The sequence below is a fragment of the Streptomyces sp. NPDC029674 genome (assembly GCF_044903205.1).
Lineage (GTDB): Bacteria > Actinomycetota > Actinomycetes > Streptomycetales > Streptomycetaceae > Streptomyces.
Window position 1 is genome coordinate 192,894 of record NZ_JBJDPY010000009.1, and the last position, 24,805, is coordinate 217,698.

Consider the following 24,805-nt stretch of genomic DNA (forward strand, 5'->3'; position numbering starts at 1 on the left):
GGGACGCCTGTGAAGGGGCGCCCCTGAAGAGGAGGCCGGGAAAAGCGGGTCGGCGTAACGAAAAATGTGCGCGCCCGCGCAGTGAGGGATCTCGCAGCAGAAAAGCGTAATGCGGGGCGCCGTCGTGAAGTCGGCGGATCCCCGCGCTCACCTCTGCGGCGCGCGGACGACGAAAGAGGCCTGGCCGGTGAAGGTACGCGTGCCGTTGAAGCCGTCGAGGTGGATCGATCCGTCGCGGGGGCGCAGGGCGGAGCCCGGGTAGTTGTGCGCGTACAGAGTCACCGATCCGTCGACCGTGCCGGGGCGGGGGCAGAAGGTGGCGTCCTCCCGGAACAACCGACTGCCGTCGTCGGCGCTCAGGCGCAGCCGCAGATAGTGGTGGCGCAGGTACCGGCCGTCGCCCGCCCGGAACGTGACACACCGGCTGTCCGCGAGCCCCTTGCTGACGGTGAAGGCGGCCTCACCGCTGCTGAGCGTCGCGAAGTCGCCGTCATACGTGAGGAATTGACCGGGCCGGTCCACGGACTCGAGGGACCGCACACCGAGCGGAACCACGGCCGGGCCTGACTGCGACGGCGTGGCCGAGGGAGCCGACGTGACCGAGGGAGCCGACGTGGCCGATGTGGCCGACGGAGCCGGGGTGGTCGTACCGGCCGTCGGCGCGGCGGCTGCACCGGGCGCCCGGTGCTCCGGTTCGGGCCAGGCGACGTATGTGGCGGTCCCGGTGACGAGCACCACGCCGGTGGCGAGGGCCGCGATCGGATGGGCGGTCACCGCGTGGAGCTTGCCGAGCAGAGCGCCGCCCCCTGCCGCCGTCCCCGTGGCGCTCGCGGTTGCCACCGTCGTCACCGTCGTACCCGACAGCAGGCCCTTCGCGACCAGCGCCCCGAGGAGCGTCGCCGGCACGGCCAGCGGCGTGAGGCCGGACAGGAGCAACTCGGCCGGTACCCGCTCGGCCGCCGTCGCCGTACATGTCGCGCAGTCGCGCGTGTGCCGAGCGATCCGCTTGCGCCACACGGACGTTCGCGCGCCGTCCCAGCCGGAGACGGTCGCGCTCAGGCCCGGACAACGCGGGTCGGCCGCCAGCGCGGCGACAATCGTCCGGCTCAGGTCCAGCTGCTCGCGCATGCGCTGCAGGCGCACCCCTGTGTGGGAGACGCCGAGGCCTGTCGCGTCGGCGATGTCCTGGCGGTTGAGCAGCCCGGCGCACTCCTGCCACCACAGCGAAAGGAGCGCCCGGTGTTCCGGGTCGAGCCAGCGGCCCGCTTCGGCCGCCTGTGCGCGCTCGTCCGACATGCGCAGCCGCAGGATCGTCGTGTCCTCCAGAGGGGCGGTGGCGTCCGGCAGCGGGAGGGCCTCGTCGATGAGCGTGGCCCGGTCGGCGAGTGTGCGCTGCCGCTGCCAGTACGTATTGATCTGCCGGAGCGTGATCGACACCAGCCACGAACGGAAGCTCTCCGGGGCCCGCAGGGCGGGCAGGTCGCGTACCGCGCGCAGCAGCGTCTCCTGGACCACATCGTCCACGTCGGCATGGCCGCTCAGCGCCCGTCCGACGATGTTGTACAGCAACGGCAGATACGCGGAAACGAGCTCCTCGCGCGCCCGCTCGTCACCGCGCTGCGCCGCGACGACCAGCCTTACGTGATCCGCGTCCATGAGCCCCGGTCCCATCTCTTCAGGGGAGTGATCCGCCGAATACGGCGCCACACCCTAACCGCCGGCTTCCTGTCTGAGGATCACCTGCCGGGACTGGATGGCCCTTCGTGACTCGTTGACAGACCTGTTCGAGATCATGCCCACATGGACTTCGACCTCGCCCCACCGACCGGCGTTGGGACGTTGCGGATCGGCATGACTCGGCACGCGGCCAACACGGCGTTGGACTCGCTCCGCGATCTCTCTGCGGTCTCGGAGTCTGATCGGCCGGGCCAGCACGTCTTCCGTCCCAGCGGGCTGATGATCAGCATCCACTGCATGCGAAACATGCTTGAAGCCATCGAGTTGGGAAGGCCGTCGTCCCAGACGGACCGAGTGTTGTTTCAAGGTGTGGACGTGTTTGCGCTTCCGGCCCGCGAGGTTGTCCAGCACATGAGCGAGTTCGTCTCGATTGAGGAAGACCCTGACGACGATGCTTCCTTCATTGCCCCGGACTTGCTGCTGAGCTTCTGGCGTCCATTCGCAGCCGACGATGAGCCCGAAGAAGAGCAGGGCTACCACTTCAGCTCGGTCCTGCTGGCACGGCCTGGCTATTACGACACCCCTGCTCAGGCTGCGGAGCGACTCCAGCAGGGCTCGTGACGGGCCCGTCAGGACGCCGGCAGGACTCGTTGCCGCAAGAGGCCGGAGCCGGCGCCTCGGTCCCGGCTCGGGGCCGGCCCGGCTCGGGACCGGCCCGGCTCGGGGACGGTGTGAGGTCGGTGTCGCGTCCGGGTCAGTGGCTGGGTGTCCGCAGGGACGCTCCGATGTGTGCCGCCGCCTGGGACAAGTGGCGCCGTGCCTCGCGGAGTTGGTCCTCCGTCACTCCGTGGTCGCGGGCCGCGTCCCGGATGTCGTCGCGGAAGCGGTCCAGGAGGCGGTCGAGGTCTCTGCCGGGGTCGCCGGTGAAGTCCTCGCGGGCCCAGTCCGGGGCGTAGTCCACGGGGATGTCCTCGCGGGCGGCGCTGAACTTGGGCTCGGGGGTGGGTGTCTTGAGGCTCGACTCGGCCTTGGAGTCCGGGTCGCTGTTGGGTCCGGTGCTGGTGCTGGTGCTGGTGCTGGTGCTGGTGCTGGTGCTGGTGCCGGTGTCGGTCTTGGTCCCCGCGCCGTTGCCGGAACCCGTGCCGAAGTTCTTGGCGAAGTCCTTGCCGAACTCCATTCCGAAGCCGCTGAGCTCCTTGGCCAGTTCGGACAGGCCCTCGCGCACGCCCGTCGGCCAGTCGCCCCGCGCGAAGTGGTCCTGGACCTGCTCCTGCACACGCCTGGCGATCCGCTCGACCTCCTCCTGGGCTTCCTTGGCCTGGCGGCGGGCCCGCTGGGCCTCCTCGCGTGCCCTGCGGCTCTCGTCCTTCGCGCGCCGGGCCTGCTCCTTCCACTCCTGCCTCGCGCGCTTGAACTCCTCCTTCGCCTGGCGCCAGCTCTCCTTGTCGCCCCACGTGCCGTCGAAGAAGTCGCTCGGATCGGGGAAGGGTTTGCCGGTGTCCGAACCGCCCGACGCCCGCGCCTCCTTGGCGGCGGCGCGCATCTCGCGGCGCAGCTCGCCCGCGGCGCCCTGGACGCCGTCACGGATCTCGGCGGCGAGGCCGGCGACCGACTCGCGGATCTCCAGCTCCAGATCGGCCAGCTCGCCGCTGCGGCCGGCCAGCTCGGCGCGGCCCGCGTCCGTGATGGCGTAGACCTTCCGGCCGCCCTCGGTGGTGTGGGTGACCAGGCCCTCGGCCTCCAGCTTGGCGAGGCGGGGGTAGACCGTGCCTGCCGAGGGTGCGTACAGCCCCTGGAAGCGTTCTTCGAGGAGGCGGATCACCTCGTAGCCATGGCGCGGGGCCTCGTCGAGCAGCTTGAGCAGGTACAGGCGCAGGCGGCCGTGGGCGAACACGGGGGGCATTTCAGAGCACCTTCTTGTCGGTCGGGCCGTTGGAATCGGAGCCCGCGTTGGAGTTGCGGTCGGCGTCGGAGTCGGCCGGAGGGATGTCCAGGGAGACCTCGTCGTATGGATCTTCCTTCATCGGTCCTCCCGCTGGTCCTCCCGCCGGTTCTTCCTCCGTCTGTGGCTTGCGCAGCAGCGCGATGGATCCGGATATCGTCGTCGCCTTGAGCCGTCCGCGGCCGGTGCCCAGCCGGCCCGTGATCCGCTTGGCGCCCCACTGCCCGCCGACCCGCAAGTCCTCAAAGGCGTTCGACACCGCTCCACTCGCCGTGTCGACCTCGACCTCCGCGTCCGCCGGGTGCGGCAGCCGGACCGCGATCTCGCCCGAGACGCTCGTCAGGGCCACATTGGTCGGGGTGCCCGCCGTGTCGAGGTCCACGATCATCGAGCCGCTCACCGACTCGGCCCTGACGGAGGGGCCCGCGGCCTCGACGACGGTCAGGCTCCCGGACACGGAGTTGAAGCGGAGGGCGCCGGTGACGCCCTGCGCGTCCACGCTCCCGGAGACCGTGTCCGCGCGGACCTGGCCCGCAAGGCCGAGCAGTGTCGTGTCGCCGGTGACACCCTTCACCTCCGAGCGGCCCTCGATACCGGAGACCACGGCGCCCGCGCCGACCACGCCCACCTCGACACCGGTCGCCGAGGGCACGGCCAGGGAGACCACCGCGCTGCGGCGCCAGCCCTTGCGGTCGAGCCACTTGAGAAAGCCCTTCCACGGCAGGTCGTCATAGGCGACGGTGAGGACGCCGTCCTTCAAGGTCACTTGCAGCGGTGGGCCCTCGATCTCGGAGACCTCCAGGCGGGCGGAGCCCTCGTCTGTGCCCACCACGTTCACCGCCCCGTTGACCACGCGGACGTGGAGGGTTGTCACGGGGGCGTCGAACGTGAGCTTCCTGGGCTCGGCGACGGACCACTCCGACATGAGCTGACCTCCTTGGCGGGCCGGACGCGACGCGCCATATCGCGTCTCTGCCATTCACGATATATCGCGGATCGGGGAAGTCAAGACACCCGGCGAGTGAACCCCTCACCCGGGCCTCACTCGCCGAGCTGTATGCGCCGATTGCGGTGATCTGTCTTAGCGTGGGCTCATGTCGTCCCCCGCCCCTTCGCCCGATTCCGCCGGGCCCGCCGCGGCCGTCGGCGCGCTGCTGCTCTGCCGGGCCGAACCCGACCCCGTCGAGCCCCTCGCCCGACTGCTCCGCGAGCGGATGCTGCTCGTGGAGGCCGGCCCCGGCTGGAGCGTGCTGGTGCCCGAGGGTAAGCCGTGGCTGCACGGCGACGAACCGGTCGACCGGGTGCTGACGGGGTGGGCCACCGCCCTCGCCGTCGGCTCGGGCTGGCCCGTCCTCGCCCTCTGGTGGGACGGCGACCGCTCCGGCTACACCCTCGCGGCGGGCTTCCGGCGGACCGTGGGATACGAGTGGCTGGCGAACGGGACGCCGCTCGGGGAGGACGAGGCGATGCGGACGTTCGCCGCGCGCCTCGGCCTCGATCCCGTCCTGGACATGCAGTCCCTGGAGGCGCTCGCCCGGCCCGACACGGAGGCCGACGCGCGCGCCAGGATGCGTGGACTCCTCGCCGTCCTCACCCGCACGGGGCTCGCCCTCCCGCCCGGCCTCGGCCCCGGCGAGCCGGCCGACCGGCTGCGCGAGGTGGCGCGCGTCCAGCAGGGCGTGCGGCAAGTGGAGTGGCCCGGGTGGCGGGACGCGGTGCGGGCGGAGTTCGACGTGGCCGAGCAGGGGCCGCTCGGTCCCTGGATGCGCGGGCCCAGGGCGCGGGCGCTGGCGGCGGCACAGGTCGCGGCCGGGCTGCCGCTCGCGGTGTGGGCGGTGCGGCGGCGCAGCGGGGGGTGGGGCGCGGCGGCCGCGCTGCTGCTGGTGCAGGGAGCGGGGGGCCTTGCGTACGACCGGGTGCGGGCTCGGAGGTGAGGGGTGGGAGGGGGCGAGTCAGGCGAAGGGTGCCCCACCCAACCCCAGCGAGGGTGGCCCACCCAACCCCGGCGAGGCGCTTCAGCGGTGGATGGTTCAGGGCCCCGCACCGGTGGCTCAGGGACGGTGATGCACCGCGTCCAGAACCAGAGCCAGGAGGCGGTCCGGCTGGGACGGGTCCGTCGTGGTGTGGGTCGTCGACAGTGCGACGCCGATCACCAGCTGGACCAGGTCGGCGGCCGTGAGGTCGGGCCGTGCCGTGCCGGACTGCTGGGCCCGGGTCAGGAGCCGGTGTGCCGTGTCCTGGATTCGCTGATGGCAGTCGGAGCCCAGAGCGTCCGGGCCCTCCGGTTCCTCGACCAACAGGGCGCCGCCCAGCCCCTGGTTCACGCGCGCGTGAGCGAGGAAAGCGCGCAGCCATGTGCTCAGCGCGCCGTCGGGCGAGTCGGCCGTGAGCAGTTCGTCCCCGTGTCCGCACAGCGTGTCGATGCGGTCCTGGAGCACTGCCGTCAGGAGCGCGGGACGGGTGGGGAAGTGGCGGTAGAGCGTGCCGGGGCCGACCCCCGCGCGGCGGACGATCTCGTTGAGGGAGGCCTCGGCGCCGTACTCGGCGAACGCCTCGCGTGCCGCGGCGAGGATCCGCTCGCGGTTGCGCCGCGCGTCCGCACGCGGCTGCCTGCCTGCGGAGGCTTCCCGGGATGTCGTCATCGGGCCATCCTCGCGCGCCGCGGTGCCCGGGTGCCAGCCGCAGGTGTCGCCGCTCCGGTCCGCGAACGCGCTGGGCAGGGCGTCGAGGCTAGCCATACGGAGAGGTTCTCCGTATCGTGGGCGCGGTAAACGGAGAGGTTCTCCGGTGCGTTGAAGTGTGGGGTGGGTGCATGAGTGGCGTAAGTGACGGTCGTGGTGGTGGCGGCGGTCTGGCTCGGGACGGGCTCGGCCAGGTCGGGGTGTGGACCTTCGCCTTCGACGGGCAGCCCGCGGGACGAGTGCGGGACGCCGCCGCGGAGATCGAGGAGCTGGGCTACGGAGCCCTCTGGTTCGGGGAGGCCTTCGGGCGGGACACCGTGGGACAGGCGTGGCTGCTGCTGTCCGCGACCCGGCGCATCGTCGTCGCGTCGGGCATCGCCAACATCGCCTTCCGGGACCCGCTGCCGATGGCGGCGGCGGAACGCACGCTCGGAGAGGCCTTTCCGGGGCGCTATCTGCTCGGCCTCGGCGGTCACCGGGTGGACGAAACCGTCGTCGAGGTCGACGGCTACCGCGTCCCCGCGCGCGGAAAGGCGCTCTCGACCATGCGCGGCTACCTGGACTCCATGGACGCCGCCCCCGCGCACGGGCCCGTCCCCGACCCCGCCCCGCGCCGCGTCCTGGCCGCGCTCGGCCCCAAGATGCTGGCGCTGGCCGCCGAGCGCGCCTGGGGCGCCCACCCGTACTTCGTTCCCGTCGAGCACACCGCGCTGGCCCGCCGGACGATGGGGCCGGACGCGTTCCTCGGCGTCGAGCAGGCCGTGGTCCTCGACACCGACGTCGACCGGGCGCGCGAGGTGGCCGCGCGCCACGTGGCGGGCTATGTCACGAGCGCTCCCCATCAGGCGGCGAACGTGCGCCGCATGGGGTTCGGCGACGAAGACATCGCCGGCGGCCGGCCGAGCCGCCGCCTCGTCGACGCGATCGTCGCCTACGGAGACGTCGACGCGCTCCACGCGCGCGTGCGGGCCCACCTCGACGCGGGCGCCGACCACGTCTGCGTACAGGTCCTTACGGCCGATCCCGCCGCCCTGCCGCTGCCGCAGTGGCGGGAGCTCGCCCCCGCCCTGCTCGGCGGGTGACTACTCCGGAGGCTGTTCCGGTGACCGCTCCGGAGACTGCTCTCCGGTGACCTACTCGTCCTCGTCCTCGTCGTCAAGACGCGCCAGCCACGTCGCCAGGCGCTCCACCGGGACCTCGAAGTCGGGGTTGAGGTCCACGAAGGTGCGGAGCTGCTCGGCGAGCCACTCGAAGGTGACCTCCTCCTCGCCGCGCCGCTTCTCCAGCTCCTCGATGCCACGGTCGGTGAAGTACAACTGATGCTCCTGTTGCGGACGGCCTCTGCGCGAAGACGTGAAGACGTAAGGACGGCTGTTTCCGCTTCATGGTAGGCCGTACGCGCACGGCTCCCACCTGGCCGGTTTCGTGCGCCGTTCGGGGACCGCCTGCAACCATCCGGGCCATTAACCTCGTCGCAGGCCAAGTGGCGAGACGCAAGGGTGAGTTGCCCGGAGAGCGGGGGACAGTGGCGGGACACGTCCAGCGGATCGAACTGCCCGGCGGGAAGATCGTGCACGCGCGGATCGGCGCGTCCGGCCGCCACGGCGAGGACGACGAGGACGTCGGCGTGCTCGACACCGCCGTCGCCCGCGTCGAGGAGCTCGGTGAGCTGATCCGCGGGGTCGGCGCCTCCGTGCTCGACGCCGCGGCCGCCGCCAAGCCCGACGAGGCGAGCGTCACCTTCGGAGTGGAGCTCAGCGCCAAGCCGGGCAAGGTCATCGCCGTACTCGCCGAGGGTGAGGCGAAGGCGTCCGTTCAGGTGACGCTCACGTGGCAGCTGGAACGCGCCGGCAGCGCCCCGCGGGACGGCGCCACCACCGCGTCGACCACTGCCACCTCGCCGACCACTCCCACTCCACCGCCCGCCCCGCATGCCTGAGCCCGCCCCCCGGCTCGACGCCCTCGCGCAGGCCGCCACCGTCCACCTCATGGCGGCGGACGGCGACGGCGCCCACGGCACCGAGTCGGCGATGTGGGGCAGCGGCTTCTTCGTCGCGCCCGGGTGGGTGCTGACCTGCGCACACGTGCTGCGGCCGTATCTCGCGAGGGACCGCGCGCGGACGTTCGCCGTGCGCGGCACCGACCTCAACGACGGCATCCCCGTCACCGCCCGCCTGGCGCACTGGCTCATCGGCGACCACGAGCGGCCCGTGCTGCCACCCGAGGAGGACCTCGCCCTGGTCCGGCTCCTCGACGAGACCGTGGAGCACGAGTGCGTGTGGCTCGCCGACCGTGCCGTACGGCCCTTCGGTGACGTCGTCGCGTACGGCTACCGGCCCGACGAGAACGAGAGCAGCGCGGGCGCCAAACCCTGGAGCGCCGACGCCGAGATCAACGTCCGCGACGACGGCACCGGCCTGCGCTTCAAGCCCGACATCGCCTTCCCGAAGGGGGTTTCCGGCGGTCCGCTGCTCGATCCGCGCACCGGCGCCGTCGTCGGCCTGATCAAGTCGCGCCGCAGGGAGCGCGACGGCGGCATGGCCGTCGCGACGCTCGCGCTGCGCCAGTTCGGCGACGCCTACCGCGAGGTGACGGCCGCCCACGACCGCTGGCACGGCACGGCCCCGCGCGTCATCACCGGCGACAACTGGATCGACGAACAGCAGCGGCTGCCCGGCATGGAGCGGCGTCCGGGGCCCGACCAGTGGACCCCCAAGGACCGCCGCGCCGCGCTCGGCCTCCTCGCCCGGCTGCCCGCCCCGGGGGCCGCGCCGTCCGTCGCCAAGATCGTGCGCAAGGTGCGGGGACGCAGGCCGCCCGGTGCCGTGCCCGCGCTGCTCACCTGGCGCGACGGCCACGGACTGCTCTACGACAGCGCCCTGCCCGAGGACGCGCTGACGTTCCTGCACTACCTGCGGCTCGTCGCCGCGTACGTCCACAGTCGCGGCGGCGACGCGCGACGGCTTGAGGAGTGGGTCGCCGAGCGGCTCAGGGAGGACGACCGCGTCCATCTGCACGCCCTGGTCACCGACGCCCGGCTGCCCGACGGGCTGCTCCCCGGCCCCGGCGGCCCCGACCGCGCGGCCGTGCCCTACCCGGGCCCCGGCGAAGGCCCCACGGTCACCGTCCTGCTCGACCCGGTGATCAGCGTGACGCCCGCCCGCTTCCACTGGCAGATCTGGGTCGACCACGGTGACCCGCAGGGGGAGTACGACACGGAGCTGGCCGCCGAGGACTACTCCGGAGAGGGCTTCCTCCCTGGAGAGCTCGTCCAGGCGCTGCGCGCGCCCCTCGGCAGGACCCTGCACCGGCTCGACGGCGAGGGGCCGCCCGTACCGCTCGAATTCGCCCTGCCCGCCGAGCACTTCGACACCCAGGTGCACCGCTGGCGGTTCGACGACATCGCGAAGCTGTACGCCACCGAGCGGCTCGGCACCCAGCGCCGCGTCGTCCTGCGCGACCTGGCACGCCGCGCCGACCCGGACAACCCCGACTGGCACGACCGCTGGCAGTCGATCACCGCGGCACGCGCGCTGGCGCCCGCGCGCGTGCCCGAACGGGACAGCAGGCCGCAGGCCCGGCACTTCCAGAAGCTGCCGCACACCGTGATCCCCGTGATGTGCCGGCCCGCCGGGCGCGGCGTGGGCCGCGACGCCATGAGGCTGGCCCTCGGCAGCGGGCACGGCGTCGTGCTCTGGCACATCGAGGGGCACGCCACCCGCGGCTGCCAGGACACCTGCGAGGACCTGCACGCGGGCGTGGAGCAACTGCTCGGCCGGCTCGGCTCCGTCGCCGAGCTCCCCGACCGGATCCGGCACCTCCGGCAGGACATCAGCAGCGGCAGGGACGACCGGCACTGGGCCGAACCCCTCGCCCTGCTGTACGACGACCCGCGGCGGCCGCTGCCGCCCGAGGACACGATGCCGGCGGACTCGCCGTGAGGCGGCCGACGCGGGTGCGCACGGGTGCGCACGCGGTGGCGAGGGCCGGATCGTGGGTAGATTCCCCCCGACCGTCGACGAGGAGCACGCAGTGAGCGGATGGTTCATCTACGAGGGCGTCGGTGGTCCGGATCCGGACAGGATCCGACGGCTGCCGGCGCCACCGCCCTGGCGCGCCTTCGACGCCGAACCGGTGCCGTACGACGTCCCGGACATCGACTCCGCGACGCGCCGGCGCCTCGGCGACAGCAACGTACCCATGTCCGTGCAGGGCGCCGAGACCCTCGAACTCATCAACGCCGCCCTCTACCTGCGGCGCCCCCTCCTCGTCACCGGCGAACCCGGCTCCGGCAAGAGCACCCTCGCGCACTCCCTCGCGTACGAACTGGGGCTCGGCCGCGTCCTGCAGTGGGCCATCGTCAGCCGCAGCGAACTCAAGGACGGCCTCTACACGTACGACGCGATCGGCCGCCTCCAGGACAACCAGCTCGGCCGCGACCACGCCGAGGACATCGGCCGCTATCTGCGGCTCGGCCCGCTCGGCACCGCGCTCATCGCGTCCGACCGGCCCCGCGTCCTGCTCATCGACGAGCTCGACAAGAGCGACATCGACCTGCCCAACGACCTCCTCAACGTCCTGGAGGAGGGCGAGTTCGGCATCCCCGAGCTGGAGCGGATCGCCGACCGGCCGGGACAGGAGACCGTGCGGGTCCTCACCGACGACGGCCGCCGCGTGCCCGTCACCCGCGGCCGGGTGCGCTGCCGCGCCTTCCCCGTCGTCGTCATGACCAGCAACCGCGAGCGCGAGTTCCCCGGGCCGCTGCTGCGCCGCTGCGTGCCGCTCGACCTCGAACCGCCCCGCGACCAGCGGCTCGCCGCGATGGTCCTCGCGCACTTCGGGACGGGGGCGTACGACATGAACATCGACCTCGTCGACCAGTTCACGGACGCCGAGGCCGACGGCGCGCTGCGCCCCACCGACCAGCTCCTGAACGCCATCTTCCTCGCCCAGCACGCCGCGCGGCAGCAGCCGGAGCGGCGCGAGGAGATCGCCGGGCTGCTCATGCGGCCCCTGGACCGCGGGCCGCGGTGACGCCATGACCTCAGCCCCGCACCGCACCGACGCCGTGAGCGACGCGCTCGCGGTGCTCGTGTCGCGGCTGCGGGACGCCGAACTCGCCCCCACCGTCCAGGAGCTGGCCGACTCGCTGTGGCTGGCGGCGCAGGTCGCCGCGTGCGACGAGGGGGACGGAGCCGGCGGGGCGCGCCGCCCGGAAGCGGACCGGGCGCGGCCCCCGCGGTCCGGCGACGCGCCCGGCGAGGCCGACCCGCACCGGACGTCCGCCCCGCCGGCCCCCACGCCCCACCCGCCGCCCCGCCCCGCGCCCCGCTCCCGCCTCGTCGTCCCCGTCGAGGACGGCGGCGGCCCCGAACGGCCCGGCGGCGTCCCCGTGCAGGTGCCCGCCGCCGCGGTGCTGCCCGCCCCGCTCGCCCTCCAGCGCGCGCTGCGGCCCCTGCAGCGGTACCGGCCGCCCGTCCGTCCCGTGCCGCGCCACCTCGACGAACAGGCCACGGCGGAGCGGGCCGCCGACACCGGCCTCGTGGTCCCCGTGCTGCGGCACGCGCGGCGGCGCGAGGCGCGGCTGCTGCTCGTGATGGACCTGTCGACCTCGACGGTCGTGTGGGAGCAGGCACTCGGCGAGCTGCGCCACGTGTGCGAGCGGTCCGGGGCCTTCCGCGAGGTGCAGGTGCAGTTCCTGCACGAGGGCGCCGACGGCCGGCCCGGATACGCGGCGACGGCCCGCCCCGGCGCCGCGCTCCAGGACCCCGGGCGCCTCAGCGACCCCACGGGCAGCCGGCTGACCCTCGTCCTCAGCGACTGCGCCGGACCCATGTGGCGCGCAGGCCTGATGCAGCGGCTCCTGTACCGGTGGGGCACGCTCGCGCCGGTCGCCGTGGTGCAGCCGCTGCCGCAGCGGATGTGGCGGCGCACGCACCTGCCCGCGCGCCGGGGACGCCTGCACCGGTGGGAAGGGCCCGCCGGACACCTGGAGTTCGAGCCCGCGGACGGCGGTGGCGCGCAGGACCGGCCGCGTCCCGGCATCCCCGTACCGGTGCTCGCCCTGCGCCGGTCGTCCGTGGAGGGCTGGGCCAGGCTCGTGTCGGGCGCGACCGGCCAGTCCCTGGAGGCCGCGGCGGGCCTGGCCTCGGCGGGCCACGGGCCGTCCTCCGCACCCGTGCGGGCCCGGCAGGAGGTCGGCGGCGGGGAACGGGTGCGGGCGTTCCGGCGCACCGCGTCGCCCGCGGCCTGGCAGCTCGCCGTGTACCTGTCGGCGGTGCCGACGATCCTGCCCGTGATGCAGCTCGTGCAACGCGCGATGCTGGCGGGCAGCGGGCCCGAGGTTCTCGCCGAGGTGCTGCTCGGCGGGCTCCTGAAGCGCAGCGAGCGGGACGACGACCCCGAGGTGCTCGCCTACCAGTTCCTCGACGGTGTCGAGGAGGAGCTCATCGGGCACCTCGCGCCGGACGACGCGCGGCTGCTGCAGAAGCACTGTTCGGAGTACTTGGAGCGGAGGTTCGGCCGCAGCGTCCACAACTTCCCCGCCACGGCGGTCGCCCTGCTCGGCGACGCGGGCGAGCCGGCCCGGCCCCCCGGCCCCGGCGGCGACGCCGACCACCCCGGCCTCCGGGCGTTCGCCGAGGTGTCCGGAGAGGTCCTGCGGCGGTTCCTGCCGAGAACGTGGACGGAGCCCGGGCAGGGCCCCGAGGGGGACGACGCGGCCGCGCTGCGTGCGGCGGCGCGGGCGGCCCGCGAACGGTACGCGCAGGGGCGCAGGGCACGTGAACTGGACCGGGCGGTTGACCTGTTGGAGGCCGCTGTCAGGGCCGCGCCGGCCGGTGCGGGGCGCGACGGCATCCTGGCCGAACTGGGCGAGACGCTGTTCCTGCGATGGACGGCCCGGCGGAGCGTGGCGGACCTGCGCGAGGGGCTGCGCGCCGCGGTCTCGATCGCGGACCGGCCGCCGCAGACCCGGCTGCTCCTCGGCGCGGTCCTCATGGAGATCGCCGAGGAGGTGGAACGCGCGGGCACGGCCGCGGCCGCACTCCCCGACGACGTACGAGAACGGGCGGCCCACCTCGCCGGCGCCGTCCCACGCACGCCCCGCGGCCCCCGTGGGACGCGCGGGGCGCTCTGGGCCGAGTACCTCCTCCTGAACGACGCGACAGCCGAACTCCTCCCGATCTCCGCCCACCCCGGCGACGACCCGTCCCACCCGACCTGGCCGGCCCAGCGCGCCCTGGCGGAGACGCTGAGCCGCTTGGCGGTGGTGACGGCGCGATTGGTGGAGGGGGGCGTGCGGGTCGGGGGTGCGGAAGCTGACGGCCCGGGGCCGGGCTCGGGTGGTGACGCGAACTCCGGGTCGGGCTCCGGTCCGTCCTCCGATGCCGTTTCCGGTGGGCGGGGCCTCTGGGGCGGGACCGCGGCCGGAGCGGGGCGTGGTGGGGTGTTCGGCGGGCGGGTCGTGGAGGGCGGGCCCGGGCGTGGAGGGCTCGCGGACACCTTTGGGGGAGCGTCCGGTGGGGCGCCGCGCATCGACTTCAGTGGTGGCGTTTTCCTCGGGTCGGCGGCACGTGGCGGGGGCGCAGGAGCGGCCGGCACCGTGCGGCGTCCCGAGGTCCGCGCGGGCCGCCTCGACCTCGGTGACGCCGCGTTCCACGGCAGCACGCTGGGCCGGCCCCGGCACGGCGTGGACGGCCCCCGGCCGCAGGACGTGTACGTCGACTTCATGCGCCGCGCCGTCGACGCCACCGGCGTACTGACCAGCGGGCCCGACCCGGCCGACGGGTTCCTGCTCAGGGGGCGGCTGCGCAAGCGGCTGGCGAGGCACTGCACCGGGCGGGGCGAGATCGCGCGGGAGGGCGGCGACCGGGGCGCGCCGGACGGGACCGCCATCGCCGCCGATGCCTGCGACGACCTCCAAGAGGCTCTCGCACGCGGCACGTTCGCCGCCGACGAGCGCAGCCTCGCCTGGCTGGACCTCGCGGAGGCGCTGCAGCTCGCCTGGTGCCACGACGCCGACGACGGCGGGCAGCGGCTCATCCACACCGCCCTGGAGGAGGCGCTCGAAGCGGCCGACGGCGACCACGGGCTGACGCTCGCCTGCCATGTGCGGGGCGCGGACGTGTACTGGGCGCGCCACCTGGCCACGGGCCTGCCCGACCACCGCCAACTGGCCATCGGGGGCTGGACGAACGCCCTCCCCCTGACGGCGCGGGACGATCCGAGCAGGGTCGTGCTGATGTCCCGGCTCGGCACCGCCCTCGCCCGGCGCGGCGTCGCGACGTCCTCCGTGGCGGACACCGACGACGCCGTACGCCATCTGCGGGAGGCCGTCGACGCGACGCCCCCGGGCGACCCGGGCCGGGACGAGCGCCGGATGCACCTGGCCAACGCGTACCTCGCGCGCTTCTACGTCCAGCAGGGGCTCGCCGACCTGTACGAGGCGGAGTGGCTCCTCGGCGCCGTCGCCCGCGGCGTCACGGACCCGGTGCTCGCCGCGTACTGCCTGCTGCGGCGCGGTGAGGTGGCCGCGCGCATCCACGCCCGCACCGGGATCCCGGCACAGCTCCACTGGGCCGCCGAGTACTACCGGGAGGCGGCCGACGCGGCCGTTGCCGCCGGTGAGCCGTCGCTCGCCGCCGAGGCACACCAGTCGTACGCCGAGGCCCTCGAAGAACTGGGAGAACCGGAGCGTGCGCTGGCGGAGTACCGCGCGGCGCGGCTGCTGCTTCCCGAGTACGGGCCGCGCGCCACCTACGTCCGCGCCGACGAGATCCGCGCCGCCATCGCCCGCCTGAGCGAAGCGTGAGTTCGACCGAACGCCGGTGGGCCCGGCCCCGAGTCCAGAAGAACTCGGGGGCCGGGCCCACCCACGTACGGCCGGTGAGGCTTACGCCTCGAAGACCTCGCTGAGCAGCTGCTCCTGCTCGGCCTGGTGGCGCTTGGCCGAGCCGACCGCCGGGGACGAGCTGTGCGGCCGCGAGATGCGGCGCAGGCGCTCGCCGTGCGGGATGTCCGCGCCGACCGCCAGGTCCAGGTGGTCGATGAGGTTGAGGGCGATGAAGGGCCACGCGCCCTGGTTCGCCGGCTCCTCCTGCGCCCACAAGTACTTCTCGGCGTTGGGGTACTTGGCGATCTCCGCCTGGAGCTCCGCACCCGGGAGGGGGTACAGCCGCTCGATGCGGATGATCGCCGTGTCCGTGGCGCCGCGCTTCTGCCGCTCGGCCTCCAGGTCGTAGTACAGCTTGCCGGAGCAGAAGACGACCTTGCGGACCGCCGACGCCTCGACGTGGCTGTCGCCGATGACCGGACGGAAGCCGCCCGTCGTGAACTCCTCCGTCTTCGAGGCCGCCGCCTTGAGGCGCAGCATCGACTTCGGGGTGAAGACCACCAGCGGCTTGTGGTGCGGGTTGTGCACCTGCCACCGCAGGAGGTGGAAGTAGTTCGACGGGAGGGTCGGCATGGCGACCGTCATGTTGTTCTGCGCGCACAGCTGGAGGAAGCGCTCGATGCGGGCGGACGAGTGGTCCGGGCCCTGGCCCTCGTAACCGTGCGGCAGGAGCAGCGTGACGCCGGAGTGCTGGTTCCACTTCTGCTCGGCGGCGGAGATGTACTCGTCCACCACCGTCTGCGCGCCGTTGACGAAGTCACCGAACTGCGCTTCCCACATGACGAGCGACTCGGGACGGGCCAGCGAGTAGCCGTACTCGAAGCCCATCACCGCGTACTCGGAGAGCAGCGAGTCGTAGACGTTGTAGCGCGCCTGGTCCTCGGAGAGGTACATCAGCGGCGTGTAGTCCTCGCCCGTCGCGCGGTCGATGAGGACCGCGTGGCGCTGGCCGAACGTGCCGCGGCGGGAGTCCTGGCCCGACAGACGGACCGGGGTGCCCTCCAGGAGCAGCGAGCCGATGGCGAGGGTCTCGCCCATGCCCCAGTCGATCGTGCCCTCTTCGACCATCGTCGCGCGGCGCTGCAGCTGCGGCAGCAGACGCGGGTGGACGGTGACCCGGTCGGGGATGTTGACCTGGGACTCGGCGATCCGCTTGACGACCTCCTGGGAGATCGCGGTGTCGACGTGGACCGGGAACTCGGCCTGCGGTGCGGGCACGTCGGCCTGCGCGGGCTGCGAGACGGCCTCGCGGACCTCGGTGAAGACCTTCTCCAGCTGGCCCTGGAAGTCCTGCAGCGCCTGCTCGGCCTCTTCGAGGGTGATGTCGCCGCGACCGATGAGGGACTCGGTGTAGAGCTTGCGCACCGAGCGCTTCTTGTCGATCAGGTCGTACATCAGCGGCTGCGTGAACGCCGGGTTGTCCGACTCGTTGTGACCGCGGCGGCGGTAGCAGATGAGGTCGATGACGACGTCCTTGTTGAACGCCTGCCGGAACTCGAAGGCGAGGCGCGCGACGCGGACGACGGCCTCGGGGTCGTCGCCGTTCACGTGGAAGATCGGCGCCTCGATCATGCGGGCCACGTCGGTGGCGTACATGGAGGAGCGCGACGACTCCGGGGCGGCGGTGAAGCCGACCTGGTTGTTGATGACGATGTGGACCGTGCCGCCCGTGCGGTAGCCGCGCAGCTGCGACATGTTCAGCGTCTCGGCGACCACACCCTGGCCCGCGAAGGCCGCGTCACCGTGCAGGGCGACGGGCAGGACCGTGAAGTCCGTGCCGCCCTTGTTGATGATGTCCTGCTTGGCGCGGACGATGCCCTCGATGACCGGGTCGACCGTCTCCAGGTGGGACGGGTTGGCGGCCAGCGAGACCTTGATCTGCTCGCCGTCCAGGCCGGTGAAGGTGCCCTCGGCGCCCAGGTGGTACTTCACGTCGCCGGAGCCGTGCATGGACTTGGGGTCCATGTTGCCCTCGAACTCGCGGAAGATCTGGGCGTACGACTTGCCGACGATGTTGGCGAGGACGTTCAGGCGGCCGCGGTGGGCCATGCCGATGACGACCTCGTCCAGGCGCGACTCGGCGGCGCTGTCGAGCACGGCGTCGAGCAGCGGGATGACGGACTCGCCGCCCTCCAGGGAGAACCGCTTCTGGCCGACGTACTTCGTCTGCAGGAAGGTCTCGAAGGCCTCCGCGGAGTTCAGCCGGCGCAGGATGCGCAGCTGCTCCTCGCGCTCGGGCTTGGTGGCGTGGGTCCGCTCGATGCGGTCCTGCAGCCACCTGCGCTGCTTCGGGTCCTGGATGTGCATGAACTCGACGCCGGTGGTGCGGCAGTACGAGTCGCGGAGCACGCCGAGAACGTCGCGCAGCTTCATCATCGACTTGCCGGCGAAGCCGCCGACCGCGAACTCCCGCTCCAGGTCCCACAGGGTGAGGCCGTGCTCGGTGATGTCCAGGTCGGGGTGCTTGCGCTGCTTGTACTCCAGCGGGTCCGTGTCGGCCATGACGTGGCCGCGGACGCGGTAGGAGTGGATCAGCTCGAAGACGCGGGCGGCCTTCGTGACGTCGTCGTCGTGCGAGGCGTCGATGTCCTTGAGCCAGCGGACCGGCTCGTAGGGGATCCGGAGCGCCTTGAAGATCTCGTCGTAGAACTCGTTCTCACCGAGGAGGAGGTTCGCGACGATGCGCAGGAACTCGCCGGAGGCGGCGCCCTGGATCACCCGGTGGTCGTAGGTCGACGTGAGCGTCATGACCTTCGAGATGCCGAGCTTGTTCAGGGTGTCCTGGGAGGTGCCCTGGAACTCCGCGGGGTAGTCCATCGAGCCGACGCCCATGATGACCGACTGGCCGGGCATCAGACGCGGGACCGAGTGGACGGTGCCGAGGCCGCCGGGGTTGGTCAGGGAGACCGTCACACCGGTGAAGTCGTCCATGCCGAGCTTGCCGTCGCGGGCGCGGCGGACGATGTCCTCGTAGGCCTGCCAGAACTCGAAGAAGTTCAGCGTCTCGGCCTTCTTGATGCCCGCGACGACCAGCTGGCGGTCGCCGTTGGGCTTCACCAGGTCGATGGCGAGGCCGAAGTTGATGTGCTCCGGCTTGACCAGGGTCGGCTTGCCGTCCTTCTCCACGAAGGAGTAGTTCATCGACGGCATGGCCTTGATGGCCTGCACCATCGCGTACCCGATGAGGTGCGTGAAGGAGATCTTCCCGCCGCGGGCGCGCTTGAGGTGGTTGTTGATGACGATGCGGTTGTCGAAGAGCAGCTTCACCGGGACCGCGCGGACCGACGTCGCCGTCGGGACCTCGATCGAGGCGTTCATGTTCTTCGCGACCGCGGCGCTCGGGCCGCGCAGCGTCACGTACTCGGGACCGGCCGGGGCCTCGGCCGCGGGCTCAGCCTTGGCGGCCGCGGGCTTCGCGGCGGCGGGCTTGGCGGCGGGGGCCGGAGCGGCGGCGGCCGGCTTCGCGGCGGGGGCGGCCTGCGGCGCGGCCGCGGGCTTGGCAGCCGGTGCGGCGGGCGTCGCGGGTGCGGTCTTGGCCGGGGCGGCCTGAGCCGGAGCGGCCTCGGCCGTCGGTGCGGCGGGAGCGGTGGCCGCGGCCCCCGCGGCCGCGTCACCCGCCGGCTTCGCCGGGGCGGCGGCTACGGAAGCGCCCGACCCTGGCTTGTAGTCGGCGAAGAAGTCCCACCAGGCTCGGTCGACCGAATTCGGGTCCTGGAGGTACTGCTGATAGATCTCGTCGACGAGCCACTCATTGGGACCGAAGGCAGCAGCAGGGCTCTTGCCTTGCCCGTCTTGGTCGGTCGAGATGCTCGAGCTACTGGGGGACTGTGACGACACGGCGGTAACCGCCCTCTTCCGCTTCACAAGGTGATGGACAGCGGAAATAAAGGCTACGCCTCCGAAGCCGCGAGGTGCAGACCGGGCCCGGCATCCGTCGCGTAAGTCACACCGGGACCCTGGTTTCGGCGCTGTAAATGGCGGGAAACAAGCGAGGTTCCGCAACGCGAGATGGCCGCGCGGGTACGTCCGGGGGACGTCTACGCGCGGCGGCGGCACCCGAGTGCCCAGGAACGGCACCCACGAATCGCTTCGACTCGAACCTTACGTCAACTTCACGCTTCGGGCAGGCCCGGAAGAGTGACCTGGATGCGGCAGCCGCGAGGGGATTCGGCCACCCCGATGTGGCCACCGTGGAGATCGACCGCCCAGCGCGCGATGGCGAGGCCGAGCCCCGTCCCGCCGTCGTTGCCGGAGCCCTTCACGGGGGCGCCCGCGTGGCTGCCCCGGTTGAACCGCTCGAAGACGCGGTGCCACTCCGACTCAGGGATGCCGGGGCCCTCGTCGAGCACCTCCAGGTCCAGGGACTCGGGGTAGGGCCCGCGCCGGGCCCGCACCGTCACGCGGCCGTGCGGCGGGCTGTGCTTGACCGCGTTGTCGATGAGGTTGGCCACGACCTGGTGGAGGCGCTCCGCGTCCGCGTGGGCCGTCAGCTCCGGCGGCGAGACGTCGAGGTGCAGATGGACGTCCGTACGCGTGTGACTGCCGGAGCCCGACGCGATGCCCGCGCGCGCGGAGGCCACCATGTTGGCCTCCTTGAGCACGCCCGACAGGTAGGGCCACACCTCGAAGCGACGGGCCTTCAGCGGTACGACGCCGTTGTCCAGGCGGGAGAGGTCGAGCAGCGTCTCGACGAGGCGGCCCAGGCGCTCGGTCTGCTTCAGGGCCGTGCGCATCGTCTCGGGGTCGGCGGCGGAGACGCCGTCGACCACGTTCTCCAGGACCGCGCGCAGCGCCGCGATGGGGGTGCGCAGCTCGTGCGAGACGTTGGCGACGAGCTCCTTGCGCTGGGTGTCCTGGGCCTCCAGGTCGTCCGCCATCGCGTTGATCGTGGAGGCCACGTCGCCCAGCTCGTCGCGCCGGTCCGCGCCACGTGCCCGGCGCGTGTAGTCGCCGTGCGAGACGGCGCGGGCCACCGCGTTCATCTCGTCCAGCGGGGCGGTGAGGCTGTGCGCCACGAACTGCGTGATGAGGAGCGTGGCGATCACCGAGAAGACGGTGATGAAGCGCAGCTCCGTCTCGGTCTTCATGGCCACCAAAAGCAGCCCCGTGGTGATGAACACCGAGACGACCACGAGGGCGCCGAGCTTGGTCTTGATGGAGAACGGCCGCAGCTCTCCGAAGGGCCCGCTCACGGCAGGACCGGCCTCACGGCGTCGGGGTCTCGAGGGCGTAGCCCACGCCGTGGACCGTGCGGATCCGCTCGGCCCCGATCTTCCGGCGCAGCGCCTTGATGTGGCTGTCGACGGTGCGGGTGCCGGACGCGTCGGCCCAGTCCCACACCTCCGCGAGCAGCTGCTCGCGGGAGAGGACGGCGCGCGGGGTGTTGGCCAGGCAGACCAGCAGGTCGAACTCCGTGGGCGTCAGGTGTACGTCCTCGCTGCGCACCCGCACACGCCGCTGGGCGTGGTCGATCTCCAGCTCGCCGAGGCGCAGGATGCCGCTGCGGGGCGTCGTCGCGGCCAGCGCGGCCCGCTCGACGCGGCGCAGCAGAACGTGCACGCGAGCGGCGAGCTCCCGCATGGAGAACGGCTTGGTCATGTAGTCGTCGGCGCCGACCCCGAGCCCGACCAGCATGTCCGTCTCGTCGTCACGCGCGGTGAGCATCAGGACCGGCACGGGCCGCTGGGCCTGCACCCGGCGGCACACCTCCAGGCCGTCGAAGCCCGGCAGCATGATGTCGAGGATCAGCAGGTCGGGCTGCCAGGCCTGGGCGGTGTCGACCGCCGAAGGGCCGTCCCCGGCCGTTTGCACAACAAAACCTTCGGCCCGCAGCCGGGCGGCGATGGCGTCGACGATCGTCGGGTCGTCCTCGACCACCAGCACCCGGCGCTGGGCGCCCGGCGTCGCCGCCGTGGCGCCGTTCTGGGAGGTGTGTGTCTGCTCCATCGCCCGCCCCTGACACTGATCGCTTGTGTTCGGTCAGCAGAGTACGGGGCGCGAAGGCACCTCGGCTACGCAGCCCGGACGCCGAGGTGGACCACGTCCGGGACGCCTCGGGCAACGGGGATCTCTTCGGTTCGTACCCTCTGGAATCCGGCATTCCGTAGAGCGTCGTCGAAAGCGGACGAGGGCTGGGCGGACCACACGGCGAGCACTCCGCCGGGGTTCAGACGGGCTTTGCAGGCGGCCAGACCGGCAGGCGAGTAAAGGGAGTTGTTGCCCTCCGTCACCGTCCAGCCGGGGCCGTTGTCAATGTCGAGACAGAGCGCGTCGTACGTGTCCCCGGTGCCGAAGAGGTGCGCGACGAGGTCCGTGTGAAGAATTTGCGCACGTGGGTCGGCGAGCGCCGCTCCGGACAGTTCGGCGAGGGGGCCCTCGCGGTGCCAGCCGATGATCGCCGCCTCCCGCTCGACGACGTCGACGCGTCCCCAGCGGGGGTCCGCGACGGCGTGCGCGAGGGAGAAGCCGACGCCGAGGCCGCCGATGAGGAGGGCGGGGGACGGGCGGTCGTCGAGGGCGTCGCGGGCCGCGTCGACGAGCAGGCGCTCGGAGCGGCCGTCGGACGTGTCCATCAGGAAACAGCCGTTGGCGATGATCTGCAGCAGCTCACCGTGGCGCCGCAGGACGACCTCGCCGTGAGGGCCCTCGCGCCGGTCGAGCACGACGGGGGCGGTGGTGTGGGTGTGCATGGACGTCAGCGTATTTTCCGTGCCGGTTTCCGGTGGGCGGATCCGGCTTTCGGGACGGCCGGGACCCCCGGCAACGCAGAAGTCACCCCACAGGTTGCTGTGAGACGCACCTCACGTGGCGCCCGTCATAGACAACGCTCGAAAAAAGGGCAAAGGGTGGAGTGGGACGGAAGGAGCGCCTCACCCGTGAACCAGAGCGTGCGGCCCGCCGGGGCCGCGTCCGACGCGGAGACGCCGGGCACCCTGAGCGGCATACCGCGGCAGTCGACGCGTCGGCCCCCGCCGGGAGAGGGCCACGAGCAGGCGGTGCGGGGACGCGCCCCCGGTGCGCCCACCCGGCGCCTCCTCCGCCCCTGGCTGCTCCTGCCCACCCCCACCGGCACGCCCTTCACCTTCGGGTACGCCCTCGTGCTCGCGGCCACCTCGCTGCTCACCCAGTACGGCGATCCCGACCTCGTGGAAACGCTCCTCCACGGGTCGAGCACCGACGTGGCGCACCTCGCGCACAGCCCCGTCCTCGTCCTCGTCGCGAGCGCCCTGTGGATCGCGGGCGGCATCACGTCCCCGTACGCGATCGGCTTCCTGCTGGTCCTCACCGCCCTGGAGCGGCGCATCGGCGGACTGCGCACCGCCGGCGTCTTCCTCCTCGGCCATGTCGTCGCCACGCTCGCGACGGAGGTGCCGGTCGGCTTCTCCGTCCTTGCGGGCCACCTCCCCGACAGCTCGCTGCACCGGCTCGACTACGGCATCAGCTTCGGCGTGGCCGCCAGCGTCGGCGCGCTCGCGGGGCTGCTCACGCCGTGGCTGCGCTGGCCCGTCCTGATCGCCTTCGGCGGGATGCTGATCGACGACCTGCTCGCGTTCACCGACCCGATGACGAACTGGGGGCACCTGCTCGCGCTGCTTGTCGGCGTCGCCACCTGGCCGTTGCTCAGGCGCCGTCCTGGCGCGGCGCGCGGCGCATCGCCCACAGGGTCGGACCGCCGCCCGGCAGTCGCACCTCGCCGAGCACCGTGAAGCCGAAGTGCCCGTAGAAGGGCAGGTTGTCCGCCTTGGAGGACTCCAGGTAAACGGGCAGCCCGGCCCCGTCGGCCTGCGCGAGGCCCGAGCGCAGGAGGGCGGCTCCGTGCCCCTGGCCCTGCGCGGCGGGGTCGGCGCCGAGCACCGCCAGGTACCAGTGCGGCTCCTCGGGGCCGTGTCCGGCGGCGGCCGCCGTGGCCTCGCGGAACAGCGGGGCCCGGTCGCCGAGTATCTCCGCGAGTTCCTCGACGGTCTCCGCGTCGGGCACGGCCTTGTCCTGCGCGCCCGGCGGCACCCAGAACGCGGCCGCCGCGGCGGTCTGCTCGCAGACGCCGTGGCGGCCGTACTGCCGGGTGAGGAGCGTGGCGAAGTAGCGGCCGAGGCCCGCCTCGCGGGTGGCCGCGTCCGGGAAGAACCAGCGCATCATCGGGTCGTCGTCGAAGGCGAGGGCCAGGGTGCGGCCGATCGTCGCGGCGTCGTCGAGGGTCGCGGGGTGCGGGGTGGGGCGGGCCGCCTCGGGGGCGTTTGTCGTCGACATGCGGTCATTCTGCACTTGTTGATCTTCACGGTCTGAGCCAGGGGCGTCCGCGCACCTGAGCGGCGCGTCCCCCTCGCCCGGCTGGTGCTCTGCGCCTTGGCCGCCATGGGCTGCCGCCTGTTTCGGTGTCGGGTGCCGGTTGGGTGTGGCTGGTCGCGCAGTTCCCCGCGCCCCTTAGGGGCGTCTTCGGCTCAGGCCGCCGTTACCGCCTCCACTATCGACGGGAACGCCTCCGTCGGCAGGATGCGGGTCAGTCGTAGGCCCGCGCCGACGAGCAGGGCGGCGAACTCGTCCTCCGTGCGTTCCTGGCCGTCCACGATCGCTGCCATGGCCACGTCCAGGGTCTTGCCGATGTGGGGTTCGTTGCCGGAGGGCAGGACGCAGTCGACGATCAGGAGGCGGGTGTCCGGGGCCATCGCCGCGCGGCAGTTGCGCAGGATCCGTACGCAGTCGGCGTCCGGCCAGTCGTGCAGGACGTGCTTGAGCACGTAGATGTCGCCGCCCTCCGGGACCCCGGTGAAGAAGTCGCCGGACTCGGCCCGCCACCTGCCCCGGATCTCCTCGTCCCCGGCGAGGACGTGCGTGCTCACCGCGGGCGCCTGGTCGAAGAGGACGCCGGTCAGGCCGGGCCGGCCCCGCAGGACCGCGCGGATCAGTCCGCCGCGGCCGCCGCCGACGTCGACGACGGTGCCCTTCTCCGGGAAGGGGTACGTCCCGGCGATCACCGCGTCGACCGGACCCGACAGCGACGACATGCCGCTGTCGAAGAGCTCCCGCAGCGCGGGGTCCCCGGCCAGGTACGCGAAGAACGGCTTCCCGAAGACCCGCTCGAAGGACGGGCCCGCCTTGCGCACCGTCTCCTCAAGGCCCGCCGACGTCCGTTGGAACGCCGGGTCGGTGAGCATCACGACCGCCGCGTGCAAGGAGTCCGGCACGTCGGTGCGGAGCGCGTCCGCGAGCGGGGTGAGGTGGAAGGAGCCCGCCGCGTCCTCGCGGAACACACCGCGTGTGGCGAGGTAGCGCAGGACGCGGCGGAGGTGCCCGGCGTGGGTGTCGGTCGGTCCGGCCAGCTGCTCGGCGGTGCGCGGGCCCGCCGCGAGGTGGTCGGCCACCCGGCAGAGCGCCGCCGTGCGCAGCGCCGCCGAGAAGAGATGCCCCAGTGCGTGGTCCACGAGCTGCCCGGTGACGTCCCGCACGCCGCCGTCACCGTTCTCGGGTGTGTCCACCTTGGAATCCCCTCCGTGAGAGTCGGAGGTCCACGGTCCCAAGGGGACGGCCGGGAGGGAACGGCATGGGGGAGACGCGTGACCGGAACGAGCCATAACGAGCCAGGGGGCCCCGGAGCACTTTTCCGTACTTTTCCGT

The 24,805-nt window shown here is 72.8% G+C and carries 19 protein-coding genes; 8 read left to right on the forward strand and 11 right to left on the reverse strand.

Translation table 11 applies throughout. The annotated features are described in order from the left end of the window. Nucleotides 1–147: 147 nt before the first annotated feature. Nucleotides 148–1,656, reverse strand: a complete 1,509-nt coding sequence (locus tag ACI2L3_RS22810; protein WP_404754213.1) for a sigma-70 family RNA polymerase sigma factor — start codon at nt 1,654–1,656, stop codon at nt 148–150. A 144-nt stretch (nt 1,657–1,800) separates the two neighbouring features. On the opposite strand from ACI2L3_RS22810, the gene ACI2L3_RS22815 reads away from it, so the two are divergent. Further along, nucleotides 1,801–2,298 (forward strand): hypothetical protein, encoded by a 498-nt coding sequence (locus tag ACI2L3_RS22815; RefSeq protein WP_404754214.1) that lies wholly within the window; start codon nt 1,801–1,803, stop codon nt 2,296–2,298. Between the two features lie 133 nt (nt 2,299–2,431). Here ACI2L3_RS22815 and ACI2L3_RS22820 read toward each other — a convergent pair whose 3' ends face one another. Continuing rightward, nucleotides 2,432–3,580, reverse strand: coding sequence for a helix-turn-helix transcriptional regulator (locus tag ACI2L3_RS22820; protein ID WP_404754215.1), 1,149 nt, complete (start codon nt 3,578–3,580; stop codon nt 2,432–2,434). Between the two features lies 1 nt (nt 3,581). Next, the gene (locus ACI2L3_RS22825; RefSeq protein WP_404754216.1) at nt 3,582–4,544 is read right to left on the reverse strand and encodes a DUF4097 family beta strand repeat-containing protein; all 963 of its coding nucleotides are present in this window, start codon (nt 4,542–4,544) and stop codon (nt 3,582–3,584) included. A gap of 169 nt (nt 4,545–4,713) precedes the next feature. On the opposite strand from ACI2L3_RS22825, the gene ACI2L3_RS22830 reads away from it, so the two are divergent. Beyond that, on the forward strand, nt 4,714–5,553 hold the full coding sequence (locus ACI2L3_RS22830; protein ID WP_404754217.1) for a hypothetical protein: 840 nt from the start codon (nt 4,714–4,716) through the stop codon (nt 5,551–5,553). 117 nt (nt 5,554–5,670) lie between these two features. Here the strand turns inward: ACI2L3_RS22830 and ACI2L3_RS22835 are convergent, their stop codons facing one another. Further along, nucleotides 5,671–6,261, reverse strand: a complete 591-nt coding sequence (locus ACI2L3_RS22835; protein WP_404754387.1) for a TetR/AcrR family transcriptional regulator — start codon at nt 6,259–6,261, stop codon at nt 5,671–5,673. A 170-nt stretch (nt 6,262–6,431) separates the two neighbouring features. Between ACI2L3_RS22835 and ACI2L3_RS22840 the strand changes: the two genes are divergently transcribed. After that, nucleotides 6,432–7,382: a TIGR03620 family F420-dependent LLM class oxidoreductase gene (locus ACI2L3_RS22840; protein ID WP_404754218.1), complete on the forward strand. Its 951-nt coding sequence runs from the start codon at nt 6,432–6,434 to the stop codon at nt 7,380–7,382. 51 nt (nt 7,383–7,433) lie between these two features. On the opposite strand, the gene ACI2L3_RS22845 is transcribed toward ACI2L3_RS22840, so the two are convergent. Then, nucleotides 7,434–7,616: a DUF6104 family protein gene (locus tag ACI2L3_RS22845; protein WP_003961784.1), complete on the reverse strand. Its 183-nt coding sequence runs from the start codon at nt 7,614–7,616 to the stop codon at nt 7,434–7,436. A 209-nt stretch (nt 7,617–7,825) separates the two neighbouring features. On the opposite strand from ACI2L3_RS22845, the gene ACI2L3_RS22850 reads away from it, so the two are divergent. The 4 genes from ACI2L3_RS22850 to ACI2L3_RS22865 all read left to right on the forward strand — a co-directional run bounded on the left by ACI2L3_RS22850 (nt 7,826) and on the right by ACI2L3_RS22865 (nt 15,112). After that, nucleotides 7,826–8,239 (forward strand): CU044_2847 family protein, encoded by a 414-nt coding sequence (locus ACI2L3_RS22850; RefSeq protein WP_404754219.1) that lies wholly within the window; start codon nt 7,826–7,828, stop codon nt 8,237–8,239. Beyond that, nucleotides 8,232–10,241 carry a trypsin-like peptidase domain-containing protein gene (locus ACI2L3_RS22855; RefSeq protein WP_404754220.1) on the forward strand — a complete coding sequence of 670 codons (2,010 nt, stop codon included), beginning with the start codon at nt 8,232–8,234 and terminating at the stop codon, nt 10,239–10,241. Before ACI2L3_RS22850 ends, ACI2L3_RS22855 begins: the two co-directional genes overlap by 8 nt. A 91-nt stretch (nt 10,242–10,332) precedes the next feature. Beyond that, nucleotides 10,333–11,334 (forward strand): AAA family ATPase, encoded by a 1,002-nt coding sequence (locus ACI2L3_RS22860; RefSeq protein WP_404754221.1) that lies wholly within the window; start codon nt 10,333–10,335, stop codon nt 11,332–11,334. 4 nt (nt 11,335–11,338) lie between these two features. Then, nucleotides 11,339–15,112, forward strand: a complete 3,774-nt coding sequence (locus ACI2L3_RS22865) for an SAV_2336 N-terminal domain-related protein (RefSeq protein ID WP_404754222.1) — start codon at nt 11,339–11,341, stop codon at nt 15,110–15,112. An 81-nt stretch (nt 15,113–15,193) separates the two neighbouring features. On the opposite strand, the gene ACI2L3_RS22870 is transcribed toward ACI2L3_RS22865, so the two are convergent. The 4 genes from ACI2L3_RS22870 to ACI2L3_RS22885 all read right to left on the reverse strand — a co-directional run bounded on the left by ACI2L3_RS22870 (nt 15,194) and on the right by ACI2L3_RS22885 (nt 21,882). Next, the gene (locus ACI2L3_RS22870; RefSeq protein WP_404754223.1) at nt 15,194–19,030 is read right to left on the reverse strand and encodes a multifunctional oxoglutarate decarboxylase/oxoglutarate dehydrogenase thiamine pyrophosphate-binding subunit/dihydrolipoyllysine-residue succinyltransferase subunit; all 3,837 of its coding nucleotides are present in this window, start codon (nt 19,028–19,030) and stop codon (nt 15,194–15,196) included. A gap of 275 nt (nt 19,031–19,305) precedes the next feature. Next, the gene (locus tag ACI2L3_RS22875) at nt 19,306–20,385 is read right to left on the reverse strand and encodes an ATP-binding protein (protein WP_404754224.1); all 1,080 of its coding nucleotides are present in this window, start codon (nt 20,383–20,385) and stop codon (nt 19,306–19,308) included. Nucleotides 20,386–20,398: 13 nt separating this feature from the next. Beyond that, entirely contained in the window at nt 20,399–21,139 is a 741-nt protein-coding gene (locus ACI2L3_RS22880; RefSeq protein WP_404754225.1) for a response regulator transcription factor, read from the reverse strand. A gap of 65 nt (nt 21,140–21,204) precedes the next feature. After that, nucleotides 21,205–21,882, reverse strand: a complete 678-nt coding sequence (locus ACI2L3_RS22885; RefSeq protein ID WP_404754226.1) for a spermidine synthase — start codon at nt 21,880–21,882, stop codon at nt 21,205–21,207. Between the two features lie 186 nt (nt 21,883–22,068). On the opposite strand from ACI2L3_RS22885, the gene ACI2L3_RS22890 reads away from it, so the two are divergent. Beyond that, entirely contained in the window at nt 22,069–22,899 is an 831-nt protein-coding gene (locus ACI2L3_RS22890; protein ID WP_404754227.1) for a rhomboid-like protein, read from the forward strand. Here ACI2L3_RS22890 and ACI2L3_RS22895 read toward each other — a convergent pair. Both ACI2L3_RS22895 and ACI2L3_RS22900 read right to left on the reverse strand, forming a co-directional pair. Further along, complete coding sequence (locus ACI2L3_RS22895; protein WP_404754228.1) at nt 22,814–23,440, reverse strand: GNAT family N-acetyltransferase; 627 nt, start codon at nt 23,438–23,440, stop codon at nt 22,814–22,816. The two genes, ACI2L3_RS22890 and ACI2L3_RS22895, sit on opposite strands and share 86 nt — an antisense overlap. A 191-nt stretch (nt 23,441–23,631) precedes the next feature. Continuing rightward, the gene (locus ACI2L3_RS22900; protein ID WP_404754229.1) at nt 23,632–24,666 is read right to left on the reverse strand and encodes a methyltransferase; all 1,035 of its coding nucleotides are present in this window, start codon (nt 24,664–24,666) and stop codon (nt 23,632–23,634) included. Between the last annotated feature and the right edge of the window lie 139 nt (nt 24,667–24,805).